This is a genomic window from Campylobacter concisus (assembly GCF_050447485.1).
Taxonomy (GTDB): Bacteria; Campylobacterota; Campylobacteria; order Campylobacterales; family Campylobacteraceae; genus Campylobacter_A; species Campylobacter_A concisus_BQ.
The window spans coordinates 513,739-538,507 of record NZ_JALMFY010000001.1; the positions used below are offsets into that span (position 1 = coordinate 513,739).

At 39.2% G+C, this 24,769-nt stretch carries 23 protein-coding genes and 2 pseudogenes; 6 read left to right on the top strand and 19 right to left on the bottom strand.

The window, feature by feature from the left end; genetic code table 11:
• Positions 1-4 precede the first annotated feature (4 nt).
• Both MTT29_RS02640 and secA read right to left on the bottom strand, forming a co-directional pair.
• Positions 5-106: pseudogene (locus tag MTT29_RS02640) on the bottom strand (SEC-C metal-binding domain-containing protein); the annotation flags it as partial.
• A gap of 108 nt (positions 107-214) precedes the next feature.
• A pseudogene (gene secA / locus MTT29_RS02645) lies at positions 215-2,611 on the bottom strand (preprotein translocase subunit SecA); the annotation flags it as partial.
• 97 nt (positions 2,612-2,708) lie between these two features.
• Here secA and lolA point away from each other — a divergent pair.
• On the top strand, positions 2,709-3,221 hold the full coding sequence (gene lolA / locus MTT29_RS02650; RefSeq protein ID WP_012001621.1) for a LolA-like outer membrane lipoprotein chaperone: 513 nt from the start codon (positions 2,709-2,711) through the stop codon (positions 3,219-3,221).
• Between the two features lie 27 nt (positions 3,222-3,248).
• On the opposite strand, the gene MTT29_RS02655 is transcribed toward lolA, so the two are convergent.
• From MTT29_RS02655 to MTT29_RS02680, 6 genes are read right to left on the bottom strand one after another with little or no spacing between them, the layout of a single operon-like run.
• Complete coding sequence (locus MTT29_RS02655; protein WP_009293697.1) at positions 3,249-3,788, bottom strand: hypothetical protein; 540 nt, start codon at positions 3,786-3,788, stop codon at positions 3,249-3,251.
• Complete coding sequence (locus MTT29_RS02660) at positions 3,785-5,104, bottom strand: ATP-dependent DNA helicase (protein WP_103573359.1); 1,320 nt, start codon at positions 5,102-5,104, stop codon at positions 3,785-3,787. The genes MTT29_RS02655 and MTT29_RS02660 overlap by 4 nt, the downstream gene beginning before the upstream one ends.
• Positions 5,105-7,120 carry an SH3 domain-containing protein gene (locus tag MTT29_RS02665; RefSeq protein WP_429799679.1) on the bottom strand — a complete coding sequence of 672 codons (2,016 nt, stop codon included), beginning with the start codon at positions 7,118-7,120 and terminating at the stop codon, positions 5,105-5,107.
• The gene (locus tag MTT29_RS02670; protein ID WP_429799680.1) at positions 7,117-7,611 is read right to left on the bottom strand and encodes a chemotaxis protein; all 495 of its coding nucleotides are present in this window, start codon (positions 7,609-7,611) and stop codon (positions 7,117-7,119) included. The genes MTT29_RS02665 and MTT29_RS02670 overlap by 4 nt, the downstream gene beginning before the upstream one ends.
• Complete coding sequence (locus MTT29_RS02675) at positions 7,604-8,047, bottom strand: DUF523 domain-containing protein (protein ID WP_002940361.1); 444 nt, start codon at positions 8,045-8,047, stop codon at positions 7,604-7,606. The genes MTT29_RS02670 and MTT29_RS02675 overlap by 8 nt, the downstream gene beginning before the upstream one ends.
• Complete coding sequence (locus MTT29_RS02680) at positions 8,044-8,910, bottom strand: D-amino acid aminotransferase (protein ID WP_429799681.1); 867 nt, start codon at positions 8,908-8,910, stop codon at positions 8,044-8,046. Before MTT29_RS02680 ends, MTT29_RS02675 begins: the two co-directional genes overlap by 4 nt.
• A 104-nt stretch (positions 8,911-9,014) precedes the next feature.
• Between MTT29_RS02680 and MTT29_RS02685 the strand changes: the two genes are divergently transcribed.
• A complete protein-coding gene (locus MTT29_RS02685) occupies positions 9,015-9,521 on the top strand; it encodes a hypothetical protein (RefSeq protein WP_002940170.1) in 507 nt (168 codons plus the stop codon).
• Here MTT29_RS02685 and MTT29_RS02690 read toward each other — a convergent pair.
• From MTT29_RS02690 to rsmH, 3 genes are read right to left on the bottom strand one after another with little or no spacing between them, the layout of a single operon-like run.
• Positions 9,500-11,449 (bottom strand): FUSC family protein, encoded by a 1,950-nt coding sequence (locus tag MTT29_RS02690; protein WP_429799682.1) that lies wholly within the window; start codon positions 11,447-11,449, stop codon positions 9,500-9,502. The two genes, MTT29_RS02685 and MTT29_RS02690, sit on opposite strands and share 22 nt — an antisense overlap.
• Positions 11,440-11,733 carry a hypothetical protein gene (locus MTT29_RS02695; RefSeq protein WP_002940285.1) on the bottom strand — a complete coding sequence of 98 codons (294 nt, stop codon included), beginning with the start codon at positions 11,731-11,733 and terminating at the stop codon, positions 11,440-11,442. The genes MTT29_RS02690 and MTT29_RS02695 overlap by 10 nt, the downstream gene beginning before the upstream one ends.
• Positions 11,734-11,735: 2 nt before the next feature.
• Positions 11,736-12,659, bottom strand: a complete 924-nt coding sequence (rsmH, locus tag MTT29_RS02700) for a 16S rRNA (cytosine(1402)-N(4))-methyltransferase RsmH (RefSeq protein WP_429799683.1) — start codon at positions 12,657-12,659, stop codon at positions 11,736-11,738.
• Positions 12,660-12,785: 126 nt separating this feature from the next.
• Here rsmH and MTT29_RS02705 point away from each other — a divergent pair, with 126 nt between their 5' ends.
• From MTT29_RS02705 to ftsZ, 4 genes are all read left to right on the top strand, one after another.
• A complete protein-coding gene (locus tag MTT29_RS02705) occupies positions 12,786-13,373 on the top strand; it encodes a class II aldolase and adducin N-terminal domain-containing protein (protein ID WP_429799684.1) in 588 nt (195 codons plus the stop codon).
• 139 nt (positions 13,374-13,512) lie between these two features.
• Positions 13,513-14,970, top strand: a complete 1,458-nt coding sequence (locus tag MTT29_RS02710) for a SurA N-terminal domain-containing protein (protein ID WP_429799685.1) — start codon at positions 13,513-13,515, stop codon at positions 14,968-14,970.
• A 5-nt stretch (positions 14,971-14,975) separates the two neighbouring features.
• Positions 14,976-16,394 (top strand): cell division protein FtsA, encoded by a 1,419-nt coding sequence (gene ftsA / locus MTT29_RS02715; protein ID WP_429799686.1) that lies wholly within the window; start codon positions 14,976-14,978, stop codon positions 16,392-16,394.
• Positions 16,395-16,408: 14 nt separating this feature from the next.
• Positions 16,409-17,548: a cell division protein FtsZ gene (ftsZ, locus tag MTT29_RS02720; protein WP_148785420.1), complete on the top strand. Its 1,140-nt coding sequence runs from the start codon at positions 16,409-16,411 to the stop codon at positions 17,546-17,548.
• 290 nt (positions 17,549-17,838) lie between these two features.
• Here ftsZ and MTT29_RS02725 read toward each other — a convergent pair whose 3' ends face one another.
• The 8 genes from MTT29_RS02725 to MTT29_RS02760 form a co-directional block, all read right to left on the bottom strand.
• Positions 17,839-18,135, bottom strand: coding sequence for a metal-sulfur cluster assembly factor (locus tag MTT29_RS02725; RefSeq protein WP_012001609.1), 297 nt, complete (start codon positions 18,133-18,135; stop codon positions 17,839-17,841).
• 4 nt (positions 18,136-18,139) lie between these two features.
• Positions 18,140-19,330: a peptidase M50 gene (locus MTT29_RS02730; protein ID WP_429799687.1), complete on the bottom strand. Its 1,191-nt coding sequence runs from the start codon at positions 19,328-19,330 to the stop codon at positions 18,140-18,142.
• Between the two features lies 1 nt (position 19,331).
• Complete coding sequence (locus tag MTT29_RS02735; protein ID WP_429799688.1) at positions 19,332-19,670, bottom strand: hypothetical protein; 339 nt, start codon at positions 19,668-19,670, stop codon at positions 19,332-19,334.
• Between the two features lie 73 nt (positions 19,671-19,743).
• Entirely contained in the window at positions 19,744-20,784 is a 1,041-nt protein-coding gene (gene msrB, locus MTT29_RS02740) for a peptide-methionine (R)-S-oxide reductase MsrB (protein WP_429799689.1), read from the bottom strand.
• A 76-nt stretch (positions 20,785-20,860) separates the two neighbouring features.
• Positions 20,861-22,393: a bifunctional phosphoribosylaminoimidazolecarboxamide formyltransferase/IMP cyclohydrolase gene (purH, locus tag MTT29_RS02745; RefSeq protein WP_103609624.1), complete on the bottom strand. Its 1,533-nt coding sequence runs from the start codon at positions 22,391-22,393 to the stop codon at positions 20,861-20,863.
• 30 nt (positions 22,394-22,423) lie between these two features.
• Entirely contained in the window at positions 22,424-22,990 is a 567-nt protein-coding gene (locus tag MTT29_RS02750) for a hypothetical protein (RefSeq protein WP_103609625.1), read from the bottom strand.
• On the bottom strand, positions 22,991-23,716 hold the full coding sequence (locus MTT29_RS02755; protein ID WP_103609626.1) for a TerB family tellurite resistance protein: 726 nt from the start codon (positions 23,714-23,716) through the stop codon (positions 22,991-22,993).
• Between the two features lies 1 nt (position 23,717).
• On the bottom strand, positions 23,718-24,767 hold the full coding sequence (locus MTT29_RS02760; RefSeq protein WP_002940400.1) for an SDH family Clp fold serine proteinase: 1,050 nt from the start codon (positions 24,765-24,767) through the stop codon (positions 23,718-23,720).
• Positions 24,768-24,769 lie beyond the last annotated feature (2 nt).

The following is a 24,769-nucleotide window of genomic DNA, read 5'->3' on the forward strand; positions in this document are numbered from 1 at the left end:
AATTTTAAGCAAATATGCCTTTTTTAGGGCCACTTTTGCCGTGGCAATCTTTATATTTTTTACCGCTTCCGCAAGGGCATGGAGCGTTTCTTGGTATCTTTTTTTCTGACGTGAAATTTTCATCTTCGCCTTGGTTATTGTAGTTTAGAGGCTCATTTTCAGCATTTTGACTAGCTTCTAGCATCATCCTAGCTTGCTCTTCTTGCTCCTCACGGCTCTTAAATCTAACAATCTGAAGCGTCTTAACGCTCTCAGTTTTTAGTCTGCCAACTAGCTCCATAAAGAGGTTATAGCTCTCTTTTTTATATTCAACTAGCGGATCTTTTTGATTATACCCTCTTAGACCGATGCCCGTTTTTAGGATATCCATCTGATAAAGGTGCTCTCTCCACGCATTATCAAGCACTTGAAGGTATAAAATTTTCTCTATATCTTTTCTTTGCTCTTCATTTAGCACGCTCATTTTTTCGTTATATCTAACCTCTAAAATTTGCGCTATTTTTTCTACTAGTTCATTATACTCTAGCCCTTTTAGCTCGCTCTCGTCGATCTCTTCGCCGCAGTCCGCAAGGATGATAGAGCATAAATTTTTAATATCGTAGTCATCTTTCAAACCGCCATGGAAAATTTCAGCCGTATCAAGTAAATTTGTAGCGTATTCAACTCTATTTTGAGCTATTTTTTCGCTCATATCGTAGCTCTTATCAAGTAGCTCATCGCGGTATTTATAGATGGTCTTTCTTTGCTCATTTGCCACGTCATCATACTCAAGCAAGTGCTTTCTAGCCTCAAAGTGCAAGCTCTCGACTTTCTTTTGAGCATTTTCAACAGCTCTTGTCACCATGCGGCTCTCGATGCTTTCGCCCTCATCGATACCAAGCCTATCCATGATAGCTTTTATACGGTCGCTACCAAAAATTCTTAAAAGGTTGTCCTCTAAGCTTAGATAAAATCTACTCATACCAGGGTCGCCCTGACGTCCAGCACGGCCACGGAGCTGATTATCTATCCTTCTACTTTCGTGCCTTTCGGTGCCGATGATATATAGACCGCCAAGGTCTCTCACCTCGTCGTTTATCCTGATATCAACACCACGTCCAGCCATATTTGTAGCGATAGTCACAGCGCCTTTTACACCAGCTTGCGCGATGATCTCGGCCTCTTTTTCATGGTTTTTAGCATTTAGCACAGAGTGTGGGATGCCAGCTTTCTTAAGCATCTCGTGAAGCACCTCACTACGCTCGATACTTGCAGTTCCTACAAGCACTGGCTGACCTTTTTCGTGAGCCTTTTTAACTTCGTCGATGACAGCTTTAAATTTCTCGTTTTGAGTTTTATAGATAAGGTCGTTTTGATCGATCCTCTTAACTGGCACGTTTGTAGGTATCGAGATAACTTCAAGATTATAAATTTGAGAAAACTCAGTAGCCTCTGTCTGAGCCGTACCAGTCATACCGGCAAGCTTTTTATACATCCTAAAGTAGTTTTGATATGTTGTATCGGCTAGCGTTTGGCTCTCTTCTTGAATTTTCACGCCCTCTTTTGCCTCAAGCGCTTGGTGGAGCCCCTCGCTAAAACGCCTGCCCTCACTTAGACGTCCTGTAAATTCATCAACTATGACGACTTCTCCATCTTTTACGACATAATGAACGTCTTTTTCAAAGAGATTGTGAGCTTTTAGAGCTTGATCTAAGTGGTGGCTTAGCACGGCATTTTCAAGGTTGTATAAATTTTCAACTCCAAAGAGCTTTTCAGCCTTGCTTATGCCAGCCTCTGTGATCATTATCGTTCTATTTTTTTCATCTACTATAAAATCCCCCGTTGGCTTTGAGCCTGGCACGTTTGGATCGGCTGGAGTGCCTCTGGTAAGCTGTTTTGCGACTTGATCAGCTCTTATGTAGCCATCAAGCGTGCGGTTGGTTGGACCAGAGATTATAAGTGGCGTTCTAGCCTCATCTATCAAGATACTATCGACCTCATCGACGATAACAAAGTTATGGCCTCTTTGCACCTTTTGACCAGCTTCAAATTTCATATTATCACGCAGGTAGTCAAAGCCAAATTCTGAATTTGTGCCGTATGTTATGTCGGCGTTATAGGCAGCTTGCCTTACCTCATCGTCGTATCCGCCACTTAGTATCACATCGACGCTTAAGCCTAAAAAGTTATATAGCTCGCCCATTTGCGTCGCATCACGCTTTGCAAGGTAGTCATTTACTGTTACTACATGCACGCCCTTGCCACTCATCGCGTTTAAGATAACTGGCAAAGTCGCAACCAAGGTCTTACCCTCGCCTGTCTTCATCTCAGCGATCCTGCCCTCGTTTAGCACCATACCGCCTATTAGCTGCACGTCAAAATGGCGCATCTTAAGCACCCTTTTGCTAGCTTCTCTAACGATCGCAAAGACATCATTTAAAATTTGATCTAAAGTGACTTTCTCTTCTACGACTTGGGCTTTAAGCTCGTTAAATTTGATCTTAAGCTCATCGTCGCTCATCTTCTCATAAGTAGGCTCTAGCGCGTTTATCTGCGCCACACGTTTTATATATTTTTTGACTTCTCTATCGTTTTTCGTGCCAAAAATCTTTCTAAATACCGATGAAATCATTACTTTACCTTCCTAAATTTTTAAACTTTGGATCTTAGCATAGTTTAACTATTTATTTAATTAAACTGGGCTAGAATACGCCAAAAAAGGATAAAAAATGAGAAAATTTTTAGTTGCATCTCTTGTTGCAGTTTGCTCATTTGGCGCTGGCTTAAATTTTAAAAGCCTGCAAAGTGACTTTACTCAAACTGTCTTTAGCGAGGGCAAGAGTGTAAATTATAAGGGTAGATTTTACGCTAAAAGCGACAACACTGCGCTTTGGATATATGAAAGTCCAACACCAAAGAGGATTTACTTTGACAAAGACAAAGTGGTCGTGATCGAGGATGAGCTTGAGCAAGCCATCATCTCAAGGCTAGATGACACGCCAAATTTGACACAGGTCTTAGCTCACGCAGAGCAAATTCAGCCGACACTTTATAAGGCGATATATGACGGGGTTGAGTACTTTATAACGATCAAAAACACGCTTCCAACGACGATTGACTATAAAGACAAACTCTCAAATAAGATAAAAATCACTCTAAGCAACCCTGTAAAAGACGCGCTCATCCCAAAAGAGACGCTAACTCCGGTTATCCCACAAGGTTACGACATCGTAAATCAATAAATTTGGCTAGCTTTTAGCCAAATTTACTCACTTCTCTCCGAAGTCTTTTCCAAATTCTTGCACATTATTTAGATCGATCGGCTTTTGTACCACGTCATTTGGATCAGGTGCGACGATGATCTCATTGCCTTTTTTCTTTTTTTCTGGCTTTGTCATCACATCTTCATTTACGCTTGGATCAGAGCATAAATTTTGGCTTTTTATCGCTTTTATGATCTCGCTTAGCTCTAGATTATTTATCACTTTGATGTTTAAAATAAGCACGTCATCGATGTCAAGCGAGTGCTTTTTGGCTGCGTATTTCATAAAGAGCTCTTTAAATTTCTCCTTTCCCATTGAGGTTAGGATATCCTCTACGTAAAAGCTGCCAACCACGACGTTTAGTGCATCAAGCACGTATGCTTCGTTCTCCTCCACATCACGTCCGACAACTTCAAGGTTCATGCTTATCTTTTTTGTTAAATTTTGTCCAGCTTTTGAGTAGATATCTGTTTGAAAGTCACTCACTTTTAGCACGTCTGCGAATGCAAAAACGCCAAAAACAAGGCTTAGAAATAGCTTTTTCATAAACTCTCCTTAATATGCAAAAATACGTTTTCTTGGTAAAATTTCTTAACTTCGTCGTCAATTTTAACCACTTTTCTTAAATGCTGCCTAAAATCACTTTTCTTATCATAAAAAAGTTTTAAATTTTTAGGATTTACCGCGCGAGAAAGTGCGACGTAGAGCTGCCCTTTGGCAAAGATGTGGTTGATGTTGCAAATGAGCGAATTTATACTCATGCCTTGAGACTTATGGATAGTTAGCGCATAGGCAAGCTTAAATGGAAACTGATAAAGCGAAGCTTGCACGTTCTCCTCGATCTCGTCTTCGTTTAAATTTAGCGCGCAAAAGTTATAAGCGCACTTTTCTATCTCGCAGATCTCGCCGCTATCTTTTTGCACGATCACGCTTGATATGGCGCCATTTTCTTTTAAAATTTGCATGATCTTGCCTTGCTCGCCGTTATAGTACTCGCCCCATTTATTTGAAGTAAAGATGATTTTTGCCCCTATCTTCATCTCCAAATTTCGCGAGATATTTAGCGTATTTGCCCACTTTTCAAACTCTTTTTTATCTAAATTTTCATCCATAACAAGCACGTCCGAGTTTGAAATTTCAAGTGGTGCATTAAGCGCAAGAAGCCTCTTTTGATTTAGCATCTCAGCCTCTGCGTTTCTGCCAAAAAGCACGCTAGTCTCGCTATCTGGCTCGATAGCTCCCACTCGCAAGCTCTCGATGTAGGCCATCATCTCATCATCTAGCTCGCCAACTCTAAGACGAGAGAGAATTTCATAAAATTTAAGATCATTTGTGCGTTTTGAGACGAGCAGCTCAACGTTTGTAAATTTCATATCCTCCCACGCACTTGAGTTAAAAGCGTATAAAAAGTTAAAAAGTTTGCTCTCATTTTGCTCTTTTTGCACGGGTGGCAGCTGATAAAAGTCGCCCACTATAAGCACCCTACCCTTAAATTTAGAGGTGAGCAAGCGGTATCTTATCATCTCCATAACATTTGAGCTAACCATCGAAATTTCGTCTATTACAAGTAGATCGCAAGCATCTAGCATATTTCGTAGTTTGCTTAGCTTATCTTTTTGGCGGTAGTCAAGCCGTCTTAGCTCCTCGTAGTCCTTGCAGTAGCCAAATTTAAAAAAGCTATGCAAGCTCACTCCCCCAAGGCTAACAGCACTTATGCCAGTTGAGCCAAGGATGACGACATTTTTGAAATTTTCTTTGTAGTGTCTGATGATGGAGGCGGTTAGATAGCTCTTGCCAACACCGCCGCCGCCTGTTAAAAAGACGTTTGATCGAGATAAAATTTCTAAAATTTGATCTTTCATCTACTCAAACATCTCTGGGCGATACTCAAAATGCATCGTATCAAAGTGCTTCCAGCGTCCGCCCCAGATAAATTTATGCTTTTCAAATACTCGCACGATTTTTTCAGGGATCAAATTCTCATAGCCCTTACTCCACTGCCAGTAGTGGCTCTTTTTTACATTTATATCGATCGCGATGCCGTAGCTGTGCGCGCTTAGGCGGTTTGTGCCAGCGATGATGCGCCACTTAAATGTCCCGCCTGGATCTTTTAGGTACTCAAGTAAATTTGGATCGCTCTTTGCCATTTCGTTTAGCTCGTTGCTCACATCCTGTAAGGCAGCTGCGGCGCCATTTTTAGAGTTAAATTTTAAAGGCAAATTTAAAAAATCCTTTAGCCAGATAACATCAACCAAATTTGCTTTTACTGCGCTCTCGCTTGAGCCATAAATTTTACCTAAAAGCTCGTAGTTTCTGCATCTACCAGCATCACTTAGTGCTGTGCTAAGTGGTGAAAACGCAGCGTAATCAAGCGCGTTCATATCCTCTATATCAGCGCCAGTGCTGCACTCTTCATCTTTTTGTTTAAAATCATCATAGACTAAACTCGTGCCATCACTAAATTTAACCAAATTTTCTTCTATCTTTACGCCATAAGCTCGCTGCAAAGCTGAGATCTTTCTAGCCTTATCTAGCATCCCTTGCTCAGGCCTCATCACATTTATAGAATCAACCTTAGAGATAAGCAAATTTGCACTTTGTATGTCGCTTCTGTTTTGTCCGATATTTAGCGTAGTTATCGCGGTCGCTCCGATAAGCGCTCTACCGTTGTTTGTAGTCTTTAGCCCCCAAGCATCATGCACGACGTAGATATCATCGCCCTTGTATCCAGCGTAGAGCATGATGTGACCTGGCAGATGCACGAGCGTGAGATATGGCACGCCCTTTTCTTTTATCTCTTTGCTTTTTGCAGCGTTGCTAAGGCCTTTTAGATTGATCTTTTCTCCCATATTTGCCTGCGCCCTTGAGTTCCTAGGCAACCACACGCCAAAGCTTGCTAGCAAGTCTTTTGTAAAAAGCGAGCAGTCTCTTAGCTTATCCACCCCGCCCCAGCCATAAGGCTGAGTAAGAAGTGAGCTAAGAATAGTTTTTAAATTTGAGTCATTAAATTTAAGTGGAAAAAGGGCGCTAAAAGACTTTGGGAGGACAAACTCCCTAAGCATATTTCTTACATAAATTTTGCCGTAGTAGTTTTTGTCATCTTGCGCTAAAACTGGCAGTATCGCGCCGACACGTGAGTAAAATAAAAAGTTTCCGCCCTTGTCATAAACTGGCATCTTGTCGGTTTTTATCGTGACAAAGCTTGATTTTTGATAGGCAAGCGCCTCTTCATCGCTTATAAATTTGATATCTTCAACCTTCACCCAGCCCCAAACCGCATCATCACTCACAAACGCCCACGCCCTGTCTTTTGAGAGGTGCGATACAAAGAGCGGATGAGCGATGCTTAGGGTGGATTCTTGCAGATAGTCAAACGGATAGCCCTCACCTGGAGTTTGCGGGTTTAAAAATATCGGCTCGTCGGTTGGGAAATTTCTTACAGCTGTGTTTGCTGAAGTTAGAGCATAAGCTGAAATTTGCAAAAAGCCAGCGAAATTTGCATTCTCCTTTTGTGCGTCAAACCAGCTTTGAGGTATCTGCCTAAAATTTGAGCCAAAATACTTTCTTTTCTCGCTTGGTTTATATACATTAAACGCCCAAAAAGCGTCGTTTGGGTTAAATTTCACGCCTCTTAGAGTAAAAACCTTAAACCTTCTTTTTAAAATTTCATCTTGAGCAAAACTCGCACTTTGCATATTTTGAGGTAGCGACGAGGCGTCTTGTTTTACTTCAAATTCAAGCAAGCTGATGCGCTCATTTGGCTTATAGACATTTTCGTCTGGCAGGGCATTTTGCTGCTTGTTTGGCTCTGGTTTTGTTGTCTGCGAACAACCCAAAAACAAAGCAACACTAAGTGCTAAAAATATACCTTTTTTCAAATTTCTTCCTTATCCTTAAATATAGCTTCGACGATCAAAACAAAGATATAAAACATCTTTTCATCGTTGTTTTTGCAAATTTGCTTCATCGTCTCGTTTTGATCCTTGACCTTTATATCGTTTGATCTTAAAATTTCTACAACATCTGAGCCAAATTTCTTTGAAAGCTCGCCCACTTTGACATCATTTAGTGCGTTTAAAAACCTTGTCGTGTTGCAGTCCATCTGCACTGGCTTATGCTTTAAGATATTTTTAAACTCAAGACTTAGCTTTTTTAGTTTTTTCTTTTTGACGTAGCTGTGGATTATGGTGAGGACAACCAAGCTAAAGCCAAAGAAAATGTGCAAATTTAGCGAATTTTCGCTCATCTCTCCCTTTAAAAAGAGCACGCCACTTACAAAAAGCCCCACCACACAGGCAAAAAGTAGCAGCAAGATGATGTATTTAAAGATCACCTCGAGCATGACGTTATCTTTTAGCTTCTCAAACATCAAGCCGCCCTATCTCATCTTCGCTAAAAACTAAAATTTCATTTTCTTTTAGCAGCTTTGCCGCTACGCCGTCGCCAAAGATTAGCTTTTTACTAAAGCTTCCATCATAAATTTGCCCGCTGCCGCAGCTTGGGCTTCTAGCTTTTAAGATCGCCTTTTTGCAGCCATTTAGCTTAGCTATCTTTAGGCAAATCTCAGCCCCAAATTTAAAATTTTCGCTCACATCTTTAGCTGTTTTTGTAACGACCAAGCCATCTTTCATCTCAGCTGGCTCTCTTGGCGTGCTAAGTCCGCCAAAAACCTCTGGACAGACAAAAAGCAGATGATATTTTTTTGAAATTTCATCTAAAATGCCACTACCCAAAAGGTTGTTTTCGCCGTTAAATTTGCAGTTTATGCCAGCAAGACAAGCGCTTATTAAGACCTTTTCTCTCAAAGTCCGGCTTCTTTTAAAAGCTCGCTAGCATAAATTTCACGAAGTTTGCTTGAAATTTCTCCTACTTTTGCACCATTTATCGCATTGCCGTCAGCATAGATGACTGGCAAAAGTATAAGCGTAGCAGCCGAGATAAAGACCTCATCAGCCGCGTAAACCTCGTCCATGCTAAATTTACGCTCCTCTATCTTTAAACCGATATCTTTAGCTATCCTTAAAAGCCTCATACGGCGGATCCCTGGCAAAATTTCATTTGAAAGTGGCTTGGTGATGAGGGTTTTATCTTTGATGATAAAAGCGCTCGAGCTACAGCCCTCTGTGACAAAGCCGTTTTCTATCATAAAGCCCTCGTCCGCGCCCTTTTTGTGAGCCTCATTTTTAGCGTAGCACTGAGCCAGAAGCGAGATCGATTTGATATCGCGCCTCTTCCACCTTATGTCCTCGACGCTTACCACTTTTATGCCAGTTTTTGCAGCTGGGTTGTTTAAAATTTCACTCTCGTAGCAAAAGATAAAGACGCTTGGGGTTAAATTTTCCATAAAATAGAAATTTCTAAACGCCACGCCTCTTGTTACTTGCATGTAAATTCCACCCTCTTTTAAGGCGTTTTTTGCGATCATCTCATTTAAGATTGCTTCAAATTTGTCTTTTTCGTAAGGCAGGCTTATATCTATCTCGTTTAAGCTTCTCTCAAACCTCGCCCAAAAGCCCTCTTTATCAACCATTTTTGAATTTATCACAGGCACCACTTCATAAATTCCATCGCCAAATATAAATCCTCTATCAAATGCGCTAACTTTTGCCTCATCTTTTGGCAAAAACTCGCCATTTAAAAAGACCGTTTCTAAAGCTTTATCTGCCATTTTTAGCTCCTTAAATTTTAGGCAAATTGTATCTAATTTTGTTTGAATTTATAGATTTTTAGATACAATGAGCTGAAATTTTTAAGGTAAAAAGTCTATAAAAAATGAAAGAAAATCTAAGAAACACTATCATTAAAAATATTTTTTTCGTCTCAAAACAGCCAGTTTTATTTAGAGATTTACTTGAAGCAAATGCCCTTTTTAACGAAGGTATGCTAGTTGATGGCGCAAAGCTAAATTTTAGATTTAACCATGTGAAGCTCTATCAAATTTACGCGCTCATCTGCTTTGTAGTCTTGTTTCCGCTTCTCATCATCACGCACCACTTTTTAGCAAAGGCCGACGCTCACATCTCAATAATAGCAACCACCATCGTTACTTCAGCTGTTTTTATCGGATTTGATATGTTTAAGGTTTGGGCAAGAAGAGAGATAAGCTTGGATCTTATAAAAAAGGCTTGGAGTGTGCATTTTCCATATTTTGGATATGAAAAGTATTCAAGCAAGGTTGAAGAAATTTACAACACCGCTCTTAAAAATGACGTTTCAAAAAAAGATTTAGAACAATATATATATGAAAAGCTAATCTCTCAAAAAGAGAGCGCTGAGTAAATTTCATTTTGTTTTAAAGCAACTCGTAAAATTAGCTTTTTAACGTTTTCATCTTTGCAAAGTAGCTTCGCTTCTATATCACTTATGAAATAATATGGAAGTTTTTTGATCTTTTTATCTAGCATCAAAAACCTATCAGAGATGATTTTTATATCATTTTGCAAGGCGTTTTTCTCTTTTAACTCATCTAAATTTAGATAATTTTTAAGCTTAACTAGATCGCTATTTATATCATCAAGCTTGCTAGCTATAAATTTTGCATTTTTCATATTATCATCGTCTAAATTTCTACTAACTTTTATAGCGTAGTTTAGCTCATTTAGCGAGCCTAAAACCCTTTTTTCATCAGTACTAAAAGCATCTTTGTTTGACTCATTTAGAGAAATTTGCACTAAATTTCTAAAACCTATCAAGGCACTGCTTAAGCTATTTTTTATCATTGTATAGTCATTTTTCCTAGTTAGCAGATATGTGACAAAAACTATCAAAAAGCCAGCTGCCACATCAAGCAATCTATCGACCATAAGGGCTAAAAAGTCTCTTTTTATAAGCGAAAAAATAGCTGTAAATTCAAACATAAAAGCCGTTGCAAAGACGATTTGTTTGTAAGATTTTAGATAATAAACCAAAAACATACCGATAAAGACAACCACGTAAAATGCGTATGATTCACCCATAAATTTCACAAAAACAAGCGCGATAAAAAAGCCGATAACTCCGCCAAGAAGACTATCTCTGCCAGCATTTTTCAAAGCATCTTCGTCGCTTTTGTTTAGACTCATCACTGCTATGGCTATCCAAATTCCATGATTTATATGCATCGCCTGCGCTATAAAAATGGCTATCGACATGCAAATGGCAAGCCTTAAAGACTCTTTTAATACTTCATTTTTTAAATTTAGCTTTTTAAACGCCTCTTTTAGCGTGATCTTTTTTGTGTTGTTAAACGAGAGTTTGTCCTCGCCGCCCTCTTTTATAAGCAAAAATTTATCGTAAAGCACGCCAAGCGAGCTTGCAAAAATTTTAAAATTTGAGTTTTTAGCTAAATTTAGCGCATCAAATTTTAGCTTTGGAGTTTGATTTTTGAAAATTTTTTTAAGCTCAAAAAGGTTGTAAGCGATCTCGTTTTTTACCTCATTTAAAAGCGCTTTGTCCTCGATCCTTTCAAACGAAGCGCCCAATGTTCGAAGCAAAAAAGCGATCTCTTCAACTTTATAAAAATAAAATAGCGCCTTGGCTTGATTTCTAACTAGCTTAACATCTTTTATCTTTAGGCTTTTGTTTGCAAAAATTTCTTTTGATTTGTCAATCGAGCTCATCAAATCTGCGATACTTGCGTAAAAATGGCTCGTGCCAAGCGCCTTGCTCGATAAGATGGCGTTATCTAACAAGAAGCTGATGCTCTTTTTAGTAAATTTGCCGTATTTGCCAAAGTTTTCAAATTTTATGATGATGCTTAGCACGCCAGCAAGCACCAGACCACCGATGCTTTCAATCACATTTAGCCCAACTGCGGCCTTTGTCACAAAAGCAACTAGCCCTGTTGCATTTACGGCAAGCAAAATTTTGTTTAAATTTGAGCTATAAATTTGGCTAATACCTACCACAAATATCCAGACAAATACGATAAGCGAGAGCCAAACGCCAAGGCTAATAAATGGATCAACAAAGGGCATAAAAGCGCAAGAAAGTGCAATATAAAGTAGTAAAAAGGCAAATTTGCTCCTATCTTTGCACTCAAGCTCGCCAAGAAAGAAGATGCCCATCGTGATATTTACAGCCATGATGGCGCCGCTTAGATGAAAGAAATGAAAGCACAAAAAGCAGTTAAAGGCGATGGTCGTGGCAGCTTTTAGCGAGTAGATGAGCTGGAAATTTGCAGGGTCGTAGTAGTGAATAAAGCTTTTAAATTTCTTGATTATTTCCATTGACGCTCTTGCATATTGTTCAAAATTTGATTTTTATAGCGCAAATTTTCAAGCTTTATGCTAAGAGCTCTATTTTCTTCAAGGAGCATATCTCGTTTGCCGCTGATGTCGGCGATATCTCTACTTATATAATAAATTTGATTTGCTATGTAAATTTTTGGCAAAAATAGAGCTAGCGCTATAAAAACCGCCAGATAGACCATCACTAGCGTCTTAAAGCTTAAATTTACCTCACGTTTTTGCTCCTCATCGTGAAGTGTTAGCAGCTCTTCTTTTTCTTGCATCTTTATCCCTTTATCTTAAAAACACGCAGTTTTGCGCTCTTGCTTCGTGAGTTTTGCGCTAGCTCACTTTGGCTCGCTGTTAGTGGCTTTTTAGTTAAAATTTCGCCCAGTTCGTGGTTATTTCCGCACTCACATCTATAGACGCCAGGCGGGCAGATACAGCTATTTGCCCACTTTTTAAAGCGCTCTTTTACGATCCTATCTTCAAGCGAGTGAAATGTAATAATCGCCACCAAGCAATCCTTAAAACCGCCCTTTTCTATGCTATCAAGCAAATTTGCTAGCTCGTCTAGCTCGCCATTTACCTCTATCCTGATCGCTTGAAACGCCAGTATCGCAGGGCTAACACCGCGCCCTTTTATCTGAGCTGTGCCTATTATGTTTGCAAGCTCTTTTGCACTTGTTATCTTGTCTAAATTTCTAGCATTTATTATCTTGTTTGCGACCCCAGCGGCATTTTTTAGCTCACCGTAGTCCCTAAAAATCCTAACTAACTCATCAAACGAGTAGCCATTTACCACCTCATAGGCGCTAAAACTTCGCTCTTTATCCATACGCATATCAAGAGTGTTTGAGCCGATGCTAAAACCCCTATCATCTTTATCTATCTGAAGCGAACTAACGCCGATGTCGGCTAAAATTCCTCTAACATTTAAAATTTCATCGCTATTAAGCTTGCTAATAAGCTCAGAAAAATTGCTCTTATAAATTTTTACTCTACTGCCAAATGGCTCAAGTTTTTTGAGTGAGAAGTTTATAGCTTCGTTGTCTTTGTCGCAAGCGATCAAATTTAAATTTTCATTTTGAGACAAAATGGCACTAGAGTGTCCAGCATATCCAAGCGTGCAATCTATAAAATTTCCACGCAGATCTTTAAAAAAAGATAAAACTTCGTCAAGTAAAACGCTAATATGCGGACTTTGCAACACTGCCTCTTTAATGAAATTAGTGTGAAAATTTATCGAAATTTTACTTAAAAAGCTATCATTACATAAAATTTTACACAAATTTTAAGATAGCTTAAATATAATCATCCAAACATAGGAGAAAAAATGGACTTAATGCACTCAACAAATGAGATAAAAAAGATATCTCTTTCGATGTTTAGAAAGAATTTTTTTGGTGTTTTTCATGGTTCTATCTCTGCAAGAGTAGAAAAAAATCAATTTATCATCAACAAGCAAAATGCCATTTTTGACGACTTGCAAGATAGCGATCTAACGCTTCTTTCATCAAAAAAAGACTACCGCTGGAATGATGCGAGTTTGGATGCTGATATACACTTAAATATCTACAAAAACATAAATGAAGCAAAATTTGTCTGCTACGCCATGCCTCCATATGCGACAGCTTATGCAATGAAACATGAAAAAATAGCACCAAAAGACTATTTTGGGTGTATGAGATTTAATGAAATTTTAGTCTATGATCCAAAGCAGTTTGACGACTGGTATGAGCGTGCTGAGACAGAAATTTATAGAGCTATGATAGAGAAAAATACTAACGTCGTAGTGATCAAAGGATACGGCGTTTACGCGTATAGCAGGAGCCCTCAGCTACTTGCAAAAGATATAGCTTTGTTAGAAAATAGCTGCAAACTGCTTCATTTTACTGGTGATTACAGCGATTTTAGCATTTAAATTTTTGCTAACAAAGATAAAAAATGTTAGTAAAAATTTAGCAAGAAACGTTTTTATAAAGCCCCATTTTAAGCTTATTTAAGCCAAATTTCTATAAAATATCGCACAAGCTTTGTTAGTATTTTAAAGGAAGAACTTAATGTTATCTTGGATGCAAAAACATAAAAAATACCTAGTCGTGACAATTTGGGTAAGCACGATAGCCTTTGTCGGTGCTGGTTTTGTCGGCTGGGGCGCATACGATCTAAACAGCAACAGAGCTACTTCAGTAGCTAAAGTAGGACATAGAAACATAAGCGTTCAAGAGTTGCAACAAAAATACGATAGACTTTATCAGTACTACAATAACGTATTTGAAGGCAAACTAACTCAAGAGAAAGCTGAAGAACTAGGCTTAGAAAATGCTGCACTTCAGGCTACTATCCAAGAAAATTTATTGCTAAATTTTGCAGACGATATCGGTCTTAGTGTTAATAAAGATGACGTTTTAAAATATATAATCGTCGATCCAACATTTCAAAAAGATGGCGTTTTTGACAAAAATTTATACTACGATGTGCTTAGAAGAGCCAGGATAAACCCAACTGATTTTGAAGATAATCTAAAGCTAACTATTCTACTAGACAAACTTAGAACTATTTTAAATTTGCCTGCAAGTAAAGAAGATATTGCGATGATGGAAGCTAGCTTTTTCATGCAAGACAAATTGGCTGTGCAAGTAGTAAATGCTGATCAAAGCGAGATCAAAGTAGATGAGAAAGAGCTAAAAAATCTTTGGGAGATAAATAAAAATAACTATATGACAAAGACACTTTATGGCATAGATACATACTTTGTCAAGTCAGAAAAAAGTGATGCAAACGAGAGTGTTTTAAAGTCTTACTATAATGAAAACCAAGATAAATACAAGGGATCTGATGATAAGATAAAACCTTTTAGCGAGGTAAAAGCTGAGGTTAATAAAGACTATAACATAGAACAAAGCAAAACTAACGCTTTAGAAAAGTATGTCGCTGTCAAAAAAGCTGAACTTGCAACTAATGGTTTTATAAGCGTAAATGAGGACAACGCTACTTTTTCACTTGATGAGATCAAGGGTGCAAAAGTTGGCGAAGTGATAAAACCATTTATCTACAAAGATGGCTATTTAATAGCTAGAATAAAAAGTATAACTCCTCCACAACCTATGAGCTTTGAACAAGCAAGGGCTAATGTACTTGAAATTTACAAAAGCAAAAAAGAAAAAGAAATTTTAACAGCAAAAGCAAAAGAGGCCCTACAAAACTTTAAAGGCACAGATGTTGGCTTTGTTAGCAGAGAGGTAAATGGCTCTATTGCGGGCTTAAATGAGAGCGATACAAGAGCTTTTGTATCTCAACTTTTTGATACTAACAATACAAAAGGTTATGTTATATTAGATGACAAAGCCGTAGTGTACGATATTTTGGAACAAAGATTGCTTACTAACAATATAAATAACAACTATAAGCAAATAACACAACAAAATGTTGCAATGCTTAAAAACAATGAGTTGATAAAAGATTTAACAAACAAACTTCTAAAATATTATGAAGTTAAAGAATATGTCAAAAGGTAAAAATTTTGAGTACTAGAATTTTAGGCATAGATGTCGGATCATTTCAAATTTGTGCTGTGATAGCAGAACAAAATGATGATGGTATAAAGATAATAGGAATAGGCACAGAAAAAGCACAAGGCATAAAAAAGGGTGCTATAAATAACATTGAACTAGCTGCAAAGTCTATAAAAAATGCACTCATAGAAGCACAAAAAGTTGCAGGCACACACTATGAAAGAGTAGTGGTTTCAATATCCGGAAAATATACTAAAAGCGTAAATAGCAGTGGCGTAGTAAATATACCAAATCATGAAATAGGCATAAAAGAGATAGAGCGTGCTATGCAGATGGCAGATCACAATGCCGAGACTTCACCAGAATATGAAAAACTTCATGTCTTACCTTACAACTTTAAAGTAGATGGACAAGAATTTATAGAAGATCCTATCGGCATGAATGGCACTAGACTTGAAGTGCAAACACATATCATAAGCATTCAAAAATCACAACTTAGCAACCTAAGAAAAGCTATAAATTTAGCAGGCGTGCAGGTTGATAATGTAGTTCTTTCTGGTTATGCTTCAGCCATAGCAACACTAACAAAAGACGAAAAAGAACTTGGTGTTGCGCTTATAGATATGGGCGGCGAGACATGTAATATGGTAGTGCATGCTGGAAATTCACTAAGATACAACTCATATCTACACGTTGGCTCAGCAAATATAACCATAGATCTTTCAATGGCACTTCATACTCCTTTACCAAAAGCTGAAGAGATAAAACTAGAATATGGCAAGCTAGTAAATAAATCAGTTGATCTTATCGAGCTTCCTAGGCTTGGTGATGAGCAAAAAACTCACGAAGTTTCACTTGATGTTATATCAAATGTCATCTCAGCTAGAGCAGAAGAGACTGTGATGGTGCTTGCAAATATGCTTGAAGATAGTGGATACAAAGATCTTGTTGGTGCTGGCATAGTACTAACTGGCGGCATGACAAAACTTGATGGACTAAAAGACTTAGCTTCTGCGATATTTGACAACATGCCAGTTAGGATCGCTAGACCAAAAGAGATGAATGGTTTATATGAAATTTTAAGAGATCCGGCAAATTCTTGTGCCATAGGACTTTGTATGTATGGCGCTGGAGAATTTACACCTTATGAGATAGACTCAGAAAAAAAGATGAGATATAAAGGTGAATTAAGATCAAAGCCAAAAACAAATTTCAACATTTTTGAAGAAGAGAAAAAAGAGAAATTTGAAGCAAAAAAACAGGAAAAAGATGATTTTGAAGAGGGCATTGAGCTTGTAAATATGGATATAAATTTAGAGCAAACAAACAACAAAAACGAGCTTGCAAATATTGCTGATATAAGCAAGCAAGAAAAAAAACCAAGTGCTTTAAAGAAATTTTGGCACAGCATGACACAACTATTTTGAGGAGAATTTTTACTATGAGCAACAGTTTCACAATCGAAGAGAACAAGAGCCTATATAGCGCAAAGATAAAGGTAGTAGGCGTAGGTGGTGGTGGTGGTAATATGATAAACCACATCATCAGAGAGAATCCAAATTTAGACATCGATCTAATGATAGCAAACACAGATGCTAAGGCACTTGACAATTCTCCTGCACACACAAAGATACAGCTTGGTGAAAAAAAGACAAAAGGTCTTGGCGCTGGTATGAGACCAGAGATTGGCAAAGAAGCTGCACAAGAGAGCTACGAAGAGATAAAAAGCGCTCTTGAAACTTCTGATGTTGTGTTTATCGCTTCAGGTCTTGGCGGTGGTACAGGTACAGGTGCTGCTCCGGTTGTTGCACAAGCTGCAAAAGAGATAGGTGCGCTAACAGTTGCAGTTGTTACTATGCCTTTTTCATTTGAGGGTAAAAAACGTAGCAAGCTAGCAGATATAGGTCTAAGCGAGCTTAGAAAAGAGAGCGACTCTATCGTTATCATACCAAACGACAGACTTTTAACTTTGATAGATAAAAAATCAGGCATCAAAGAGAGCTTTAAAATGGTTGATGAAGTGCTTGCAAGAGCAGTAAATGGTATGTGCTCTATCGTGCTTGACTCTGGTGTTAGCGATATCAACCTTGACTTTGCTGACGTAAAAACAGTTATGAGCCACAGAGGTCATGCTTTGATGGGCGTTGGCGAGGCTTATGGCGAGGGTGCAGCTCAAGAAGCCATCAAAAATGCTATCCAATCACCACTACTTGACAACATGAACATAAACGGAGCACTTGGCGTTTTAGTTCATTTCAAAATGCATCCAAACTGCTCACTTGATGACCTTCATAGCGCTATGTCAATGATCGAAGAGGCATCTGATGATGATGCTGATGTGATCTTTGGTACAACAACTGATGAAAACATAGAAGACAATAAAGTCGAAGTTACTATCATCGCAACTGGATTTAAAGGTACTGAAAAAGAAAGCGAAGAAAAAAAAATAGCCCAAGAGCCTGAAAACGATCTTTTAAATAAAAATATTGTTTTAAAAAGAAGAGTAAGTGGCGGATATAACAGCGACGAGTACATCTCTCAGCTAGATATCCCATCATATCTTCGCCACCAAATGGACTAAGTCCTAACTAAAAATTCTCCTGTTAAATTGCAAGTTTATCTTGCAATTTACCTTTTAATATATTCAAAATTTTAACCATAATCCAGCAAACACTTAAAATTATATTCTAAAACTTGCATTATATTTTTTAGCTTTTACTTGCATAAATTTATTTGTAAATTTATTAAAGAGCTTAAGCATTACCAAAAAAATTTAACTACGCTTTTATGATATTTTTAAAATTTAAAGTAGAAATTTAAGTAGAAAAGCTAGAAATTTGCTAGCTAAGCTAAATTTCTAGCCAATAAATTTTAATTCACTCCAAGTTGTGCTTTTACAAAATCGCTTGCCATTTGGATATTCCACTCTGGCTCCCAAACTAGGTCTATCTCGCACTCTTTTACGCCCTCTACACCAAGCACAGCCGTTTCAACCCAGCCAAGTATCATCTCATGAAGCGGACAAGACTTGGTTGAAAGTGTCATCGTCACCTTTGCTTTGCCGTTTTCATCGCAGCTCGCATCATATATGAGCCCAAGCGAAACGATGTCAAAGCCAACCTCTGGATCGACGATATTTGACAGAGCATCATAAATTTTTTCTTTCATTTTTTTATCCTTTAAAACCAGTAAATTTAAAAACATTTATCATATTTACAGCAAGTAAAATGATGCTTAAAACCATAAAAATCATACTTGCATAGACCAAATTTCTCATCTCAAAGCTAACCGCCAAAGGATAGCACACAAGCGAAATGGTGTTAAAAGCTATGGCGTAATAAGCCGCCTTTTTTAATATCATCGCATCAAGCAGCGGCACTTTTGCCTTGCCAACAAATGGCGCCACATAGTGATACCAGATGAGAAATGGCGCGATCTTATAAAGATGAGCCACAATAAAGGCAAACAAAAAGCCATATATCATAAAAAATGCAGCCAAATTTAGCTTTTCAAAAACCATAAATATAGCAGCGCAAAGCAAGGCAAGCAGCGAAAGAGCAATATTTACATTCCAATAGTCATACGCCTTTCTCACGCGCTTTTTTAAGATATAAAACGCTTGAGCTATAAAAAGCAAAGCCGCCACAGCCACCGCAAAAATAGCTAAATTTTCATCTATTGCCAGCAAAACTCCAGCTAAAATATAGCAGGCAAGTGAAGCCTTACTAAGTGTAAATTTAAGATCATGCGCCAGCGCAAACATCGGTAAAAGCACGCTTGCAGCCCCAAGTATGACAAAAAATACAAAGCCCAGCACAAAATATACATGAAATTTTAGCGTCATCATAAAATCAAGCATAAGCGTGCCGCCAAGTATCATCACTAGGCAAAATCCAAGCGTTATGCCAACTAGCAAAAATATCGCCGAGGCAAAGAGTGCAAAGGCGGCAAAGCTTCTTTTTTGATTATTTAAAAAGCTTAGTGCATAAGTCGAGCCAAAAAATACGAGCGAGAAAAATAACAAAACTGCGCTGATTTGTAAAATTTGACCCTCGCCAAATATCATCGCATAGCTCATAGCAAGTAGCGACAGGCAAAAAATGGCTAAATTTAAAATAGCCCCTTTGACCGTGAAAAACGGCTTTTCTAAGATGACTGAGGTTAGCTGATAGAGCGCTCCGATGATGATGCTCATCACAAAACCCACGAAAAATATATGCAAAAAGCCAGCCGTATTTAGCGAGCTAATCGCCTCAAAATCAGCGTAAAAAAAGGCCGGGGCGCTAAGCGCTAAGAAAAAAATGCCAGCGATAAAGTAGCCGCCAACTAGCTTAAATGGCGGCGCATAAGTGTTTAAAAGCATATTAGTGGCAAAGGCTGTTGTCTATGTTTTCTATGCTCGCACCCTCTTTTAGGCTAAAAGTCATCTTCACAGCTCCGCCCTCAAGGTCCTCTCGCTTAATATCAAAGCTCTTTTCTATCTTAGGGATGAGCCCAGCTGGAAATTTGTGATTTACCATCACGATCTTTGTGTTTTTATCGGCAAATTTGATAGCTAAAAGCGCATTTACCATAGGCTCAGGCGGCACGCAAGGACGTGAGTCAAAGCCCACAAAGCTTACACCATTTTCACTAAATTTATAAAACGGCACCGTCGCACCATCGACGTTAAACTGCTCTGCATTTTTGAAAAATTCACTCATTTTTTCTCCTTTTGATTTTGGAGAATTATACTCTGATTAAACTTTTCAAACCATTGATTTGCTTCAACAAAAGCTACTTGACGTAAGGGATAAACTCCTCGTATCCAAGCCTAGCCATATCCTCAAGCGGTATAAATTTAAGGCTTGCGCCGTTTATACAATACCTTAGTCCGCCCTTGTCGCTTGGTCCGTCATCAAAGACATGCCCAAGGTGCGCATCGCTGTTTTGAGACCTCACCTCTACCCTTTTCATCATAAAAGAGTTGTCTTCTTTATACGCAAGCGCCGTTGTCGTTATAGGTTTTGTAAAACTTGGCCAGCCACACCCTGCGTCAAATTTATCAGCGCTTGAAAAGAGTGGCTTGCCACTGGTGATATCGACATAGATACCCTTTTTGTCAAATTTATCATACTCGCTGCTAAATGGCCTCTCAGTCGCCGCCTCCTGCGTCACGGCATACTGCTCGCTGCTTAAATTTCTCTTTAGCTCCTCTTTGCTAAGCGGCTTAAATTTAGCCTCATCATAAAGCGGCTTGCTCGCCAAATTTAGATCGATGTGGCAGTATCCAAAAGGGTTTTTGTCAAGATAGTCTTGGTGATACTCCTCGGCAATGACGAAATTTTTAAGAGGTGCTACCTCAACTACAATCTTATCTTTAAATTTCTTTTGCTCTATCTTAATAAAGCTCTCAATAACTGGCAGATCGTCCTTGCTAACATAGTAAATCCCGCTTCTATACTGCCTGCCGACGTCATTGCCCTGTTTATTTAGCGAGGTCGGGTCGATCACTCTAAAAAAATGAGCCAAAATTTCAGCCAAAGCGACCCTGTTTTCATCAAATTTCACATAAAGTGTCTCGGCATGGTCGCTCTCATGAAGCCCCTGGTAGCTCGTGCTCTCGCTCTTACCATTTGCGTAGCCCACCTTCGTATCCACCACGCCAAATATCTTTTTAAAATATCCCTGCATGCCCCAAAAGCAGCCACCTGCTAAATAAATTTCTTTTAAATTTTGCCCTGCCATCGTCTGCTCCTTTAAAAACTCATCTTTTGCAGTCAAATTTACACCCAAAAATACCGCCAAAACCAAGAGAAAATTTAATATCTTTTTCATGAGAGCTCCTTTTTTGAAGGATTATATAAAATTTAAAGTTATAAAGTGTGAAGTAAGGGGCAAACGCCCCTAAATTTTAGTGTAAAAAGTGTCTAACGCCAGTGAAATATAGCGACATGCCGTGTTCATCGGCAGCCTCTATCACCTCATCATCTCTGATGCTGCCGCCTGGCTCGATGACGCATTTTACGCCCACTTTGCTGGCGATGTCGATGCTATCTCTAAACGGAAAGAACGCCTCGCTTGCAAGCACGCAGCCACTTAGATCGATCTTTAGCTCTTTTGCCTTTGCCACGGCCGCACGAGCAGCATCCACGCGGCTAGTCATACCCATGCCAATAGCCACCATAGCGCCATCTTTTACATAAACTACGCAGTTACTCTTCGTTAGTGCAGCCACTTTCCACGCTATCTGAGCGTCTTTTAGCTCGCTACCAGTTGCAAATTTCTTGCTCATTTGCTTCATGTTTTCAAGCTCTTCGTCTTTTACGAAGTCTCTTTCTTGAAATACAAATCCACCATCGATGTGCTTAAAGTCAAATTTATCATTTGCGCGTACTAAAAATTTATTATCCTGAGTGAAAATTTTGATGCGCTTTTTGCTCTCAAACACCTTAAGCGCGGCATCATCGACATTTGCAGCGATGATTACTTCAACGTAAATTTCATTTATCTTTTTAGCAAGCTCCTCATCAAGTGTGCCATTTATCGCCACCACACCGCCGTATGCCGAGATCGGGTCGCACTTAAGCGCTGCTACGTAGCTCTCAAGCAACGTATCTTTTACCGCAAAACCGCAAGGATTAGCGTGCTTGATGATAGCCACTGCTGGCGCGTCATCAAAGCTAGTTGCAAGCATTAGCGCGCCATTTATATCGGTCATGTTATTGAAACTTGCCTCGCCTTTTAAGGCTCTAAAGTTGTTTGTGAAGAAATAATCAAACTCATAAAGCGCGCCTTTTTGGTGTGGATTTTCGCCGTATCTAGTGTCAAAAACCTTGCTTCCCACGATAAATCTAGCATCACCAAAACCGCCATTAAATCTATCATTCATATAGTTTGCTATCGTGCTGTCGTAGGCTGCTGTATGCTCGAACGCCTTTATCATCAGCGATCTTCTAAACTCATAATCATCGCTTTTCTCTTTTAGGCGCTTTAAAATTTCATCGTAGTCAAGCACGCTTGTGACTATGAGCACGTCTTTAAAGTTTTTAGCAGCGCTTCTTACCATGGCTGGGCCGCCGATGTCGATATTTTCGATGATCTCGGCAAAGTCATCGGTCCTGATGGTAGTCTCTTTAAAAGGATATAAATTTACGCAAACTAGGTCGATGCCCTCGATGCCATACTCCTTTGCCTGAGCCACGTGTGTAGCGTCATCGCGTTTGTGCAAGATGCCACCGTGTATCTTTGGATGAAGGGTCTTTACCCTGCCCTCAAACATCTCAGGCGACGCCGTAAATTCGCTAACCTCAGTGGCTTTGACGCCCTCGCTCTTTAAAAGTTTGTAGGTGCCACCAGTTGAAAGTATCTGCCAGCCAAGCTCTTCTAGCCCCTTTGCAAACTCTACAATGCCCTCTTTATCGCTAACGCTAAGCAACGCTCTCATTTTTTCTCCTTTAGATTGATTAAATTTATTTTATTTCTCCGCCAAACACATCGCTTTTTCAAGCACAAGTAGCCCCATGGCTGTGTCTTTTTTGATATTTTCTTCTGTTAAATTTTCTAGTTTTTCTAAACTTTTGCCGCTAGCATTTACTGCAAAGTGGCTCTTTTTAATCAAATTTCGAAACTCGCCGCCTGCGATATCCACACTAAAAGCATAGTTTGAAATTTGCTTGCCACTAAAATAACTTGAACTTAGCACGCTTAAATTTACAGGCTCTTTTTTACTAAATGCCTCGCAGATTGGGTTTTTAGCGCTAAATTTCACCACCTTTATGCCGCCCTCATCTGAAAATATATACTCTTTAAACTCATTTAAATTTTTAGCTCTAACTGCCTTAAAATCAGCCTCCGCACCATCACTACCAGCTAGGATGATGCTAGCAGCGCTTGTCTTATTGTATTCGCCGATCTTTTTGCCATTTTCATAAAGTGCGCTATCTTTTAGCTCAAATTTGATCTCATTTCCATCAAGATCGCTCACGTTTAGCTCTCTGCAAAAGCCAGCCACCGCTAACAGCAAAATCACAAATTTCTTCATCTAAACTCCAAATTTCTCTTTTAATCGCCCATAAGCCTCATTTATCTCCTGAAGCTTCTTAGTAGAGCGCTCTATCACCTCTTTGCTCTCGCCCCTGCCCATCAAAATGTCAGGGTGATACTGCCTCACAAGCTCTTTGTAGCGAGCCTTTACATCATCGAGGCTTGCATTTTTACTAAGTCCTAAAACCTCAAATGCATCGTTTTCTTGGCTTATCTCATCGTGATCCGCTCCAAATCTCGAGCCATAAAAGCTATCAAATTTAAAGATTATCTCATCAAGCGTCTCTTTGTCGATGCCAAATCCATAAGCGATATTTCTTATGACGTCTTGCTCGCTTTTGTTAAATTCTCCGTCTATATAGGCTAAATTTAGAAAAAAAGTGAGCCTAGCCACGCAGGTATCGTAGTTTAGATTAAACGCGCGCTTGTAGTTTCTGGCGGTTTCATAGGCGTTATCTACATTTTCTTTTTGGCTGTTATAGACCTCTTTTAGATACTCACGCACACCGCTAACTTTCTGGCTTAGATCATCAAGCACTTGAGTGATCAGCCTAGCCTCTAGCTCACTTACTCTGCCGTCACTTTTAGCAACTTTTGCAAGCAGTGAGACTAGAAATTTAGCCTCATTTACATTTGCTTGTTTCTTGCGGTTACTACCTATTTGGACATTCATAAATAAAAATATCGCACCGCCTAATATCAGTAAAAACAGGACTCCAGACATATTACCACAAGTGATAGATCGTATTTTTTATCTTGCCATTTACTAGCTCATTTTTGCGCCATGAGCTCTCATCGTTCATCACGTTCCAGCGGCGCTCCTCAGGACGATAAAACCAGTCTTTATCGATCTGATAGTAAATTTGCTTGCCGTTTGTCTCGATGATGTTTGCGATGTTATTATCGTGATAGCTGTTCTCATCGTAGTCGGTGAAGGCTCGCTGTCCCATCTCCGAGTAAAGCAGCGTTAGCTCCTGAAGCATCTCGTTTAGATCATCGTCCATTTTTTTGACATGCAGGCCGATCTCCTGCGCCTCGCGAAAGAGGATCGGATACTCGTGCGCTGGGTAGTCTGCGTTTAGTCGCTCTGAAATTTCAACGATCTTTTTGTCATCATCTATGTGATATCTAAGCAGCTCAGAGCAAATTTTAAGTGAGAGCGAGCTAGCACGATCAACCGCACCAAAAACTAGCGGATGGATATATTCATATAGCGAGTTATAGGGGTTTGTGTCGTTTGGTCTATCTTTATCCTGCTCTTTCCAAAGCTTCACCACACGGCTAAGCTCGTCCATTGAGACGCTAACAAGCTCGTTACCTTTGTTTGTAGGGCTTAGCTCGTGTTTTAAAGAGGTATCAACTGGCGTTAGATAGGCAAGCGGACCCATGACGATCTCGTTTGCTCCAAGCGCCATCATCGTAGCAGCTGAAGCGCAGTTTGATGGGATCAGTGCTATTAAATTTTTGCAGTAGTTTCTAAGGGTGCTAATGATCCTAAGTGCGGCTATACCGCTTCCACCATCACTTTTTATGAAAAGATAAGCAGTGTCTATCTTTTTACCCTTTAAAATTTCATACATTGCGCTTGCATCGTTGCCGCAGACATTACCAGCGTTTGAGTTGTAGTAGGTTATCAAAGGGGCATTTAGCCTTTTTTCGATCGTACTTATCAAATTTTGAGTATCGCTAAAGAGCACTGGCGGTTTTGCCACGCCCTTTTTCTCGTTTTGCTCTACTTCCTTTTCCCCGCTTACTTTTTCCTTTTTAGAAAACATCT

Coding starts and splice junctions, on each gene's coding strand:
- MTT29_RS02695 (WP_002940285.1), bottom strand. CDS start 11,733: ATGCAAGAAAAAGAAGAGCTGCTAACACTTCACGATGAGGAGCAAAAA.
- MTT29_RS02730 (WP_429799687.1), bottom strand. CDS start 19,330: ATGCTTTTAAACACTTATGCGCCGCCATTTAAGCTAGTTGGCGGCTAC.
- ftsZ (WP_148785420.1), top strand. CDS start 16,409: ATGAGCAACAGTTTCACAATCGAAGAGAACAAGAGCCTATATAGCGCA.
- MTT29_RS02735 (WP_429799688.1), bottom strand. CDS start 19,670: ATGAGTGAATTTTTCAAAAATGCAGAGCAGTTTAACGTCGATGGTGCG.
- purH (WP_103609624.1), bottom strand. CDS start 22,393: ATGAGAGCGTTGCTTAGCGTTAGCGATAAAGAGGGCATTGTAGAGTTT.
- MTT29_RS02655 (WP_009293697.1), bottom strand. CDS start 3,788: ATGAAAAAGCTATTTCTAAGCCTTGTTTTTGGCGTTTTTGCATTCGCA.
- lolA (WP_012001621.1), top strand. CDS start 2,709: ATGAGAAAATTTTTAGTTGCATCTCTTGTTGCAGTTTGCTCATTTGGC.
- MTT29_RS02680 (WP_429799681.1), bottom strand. CDS start 8,910: ATGGCAGATAAAGCTTTAGAAACGGTCTTTTTAAATGGCGAGTTTTTG.
- MTT29_RS02690 (WP_429799682.1), bottom strand. CDS start 11,449: ATGGAAATAATCAAGAAATTTAAAAGCTTTATTCACTACTACGACCCT.
- MTT29_RS02725 (WP_012001609.1), bottom strand. CDS start 18,135: ATGAAAGAAAAAATTTATGATGCTCTGTCAAATATCGTCGATCCAGAG.
- MTT29_RS02755 (WP_103609626.1), bottom strand. CDS start 23,716: ATGTCTGGAGTCCTGTTTTTACTGATATTAGGCGGTGCGATATTTTTA.
- MTT29_RS02685 (WP_002940170.1), top strand. CDS start 9,015: ATGAAAGAAAATCTAAGAAACACTATCATTAAAAATATTTTTTTCGTC.
- MTT29_RS02660 (WP_103573359.1), bottom strand. CDS start 5,104: ATGAAAGATCAAATTTTAGAAATTTTATCTCGATCAAACGTCTTTTTA.
- MTT29_RS02710 (WP_429799685.1), top strand. CDS start 13,513: ATGTTATCTTGGATGCAAAAACATAAAAAATACCTAGTCGTGACAATT.
- MTT29_RS02705 (WP_429799684.1), top strand. CDS start 12,786: ATGGACTTAATGCACTCAACAAATGAGATAAAAAAGATATCTCTTTCG.
- msrB (WP_429799689.1), bottom strand. CDS start 20,784: ATGAAAAAGATATTAAATTTTCTCTTGGTTTTGGCGGTATTTTTGGGT.
- MTT29_RS02670 (WP_429799680.1), bottom strand. CDS start 7,611: ATGTTTGAGAAGCTAAAAGATAACGTCATGCTCGAGGTGATCTTTAAA.
- MTT29_RS02750 (WP_103609625.1), bottom strand. CDS start 22,990: ATGAAGAAATTTGTGATTTTGCTGTTAGCGGTGGCTGGCTTTTGCAGA.
- MTT29_RS02760 (WP_002940400.1), bottom strand. CDS start 24,767: ATGTTTTCTAAAAAGGAAAAAGTAAGCGGGGAAAAGGAAGTAGAGCAA.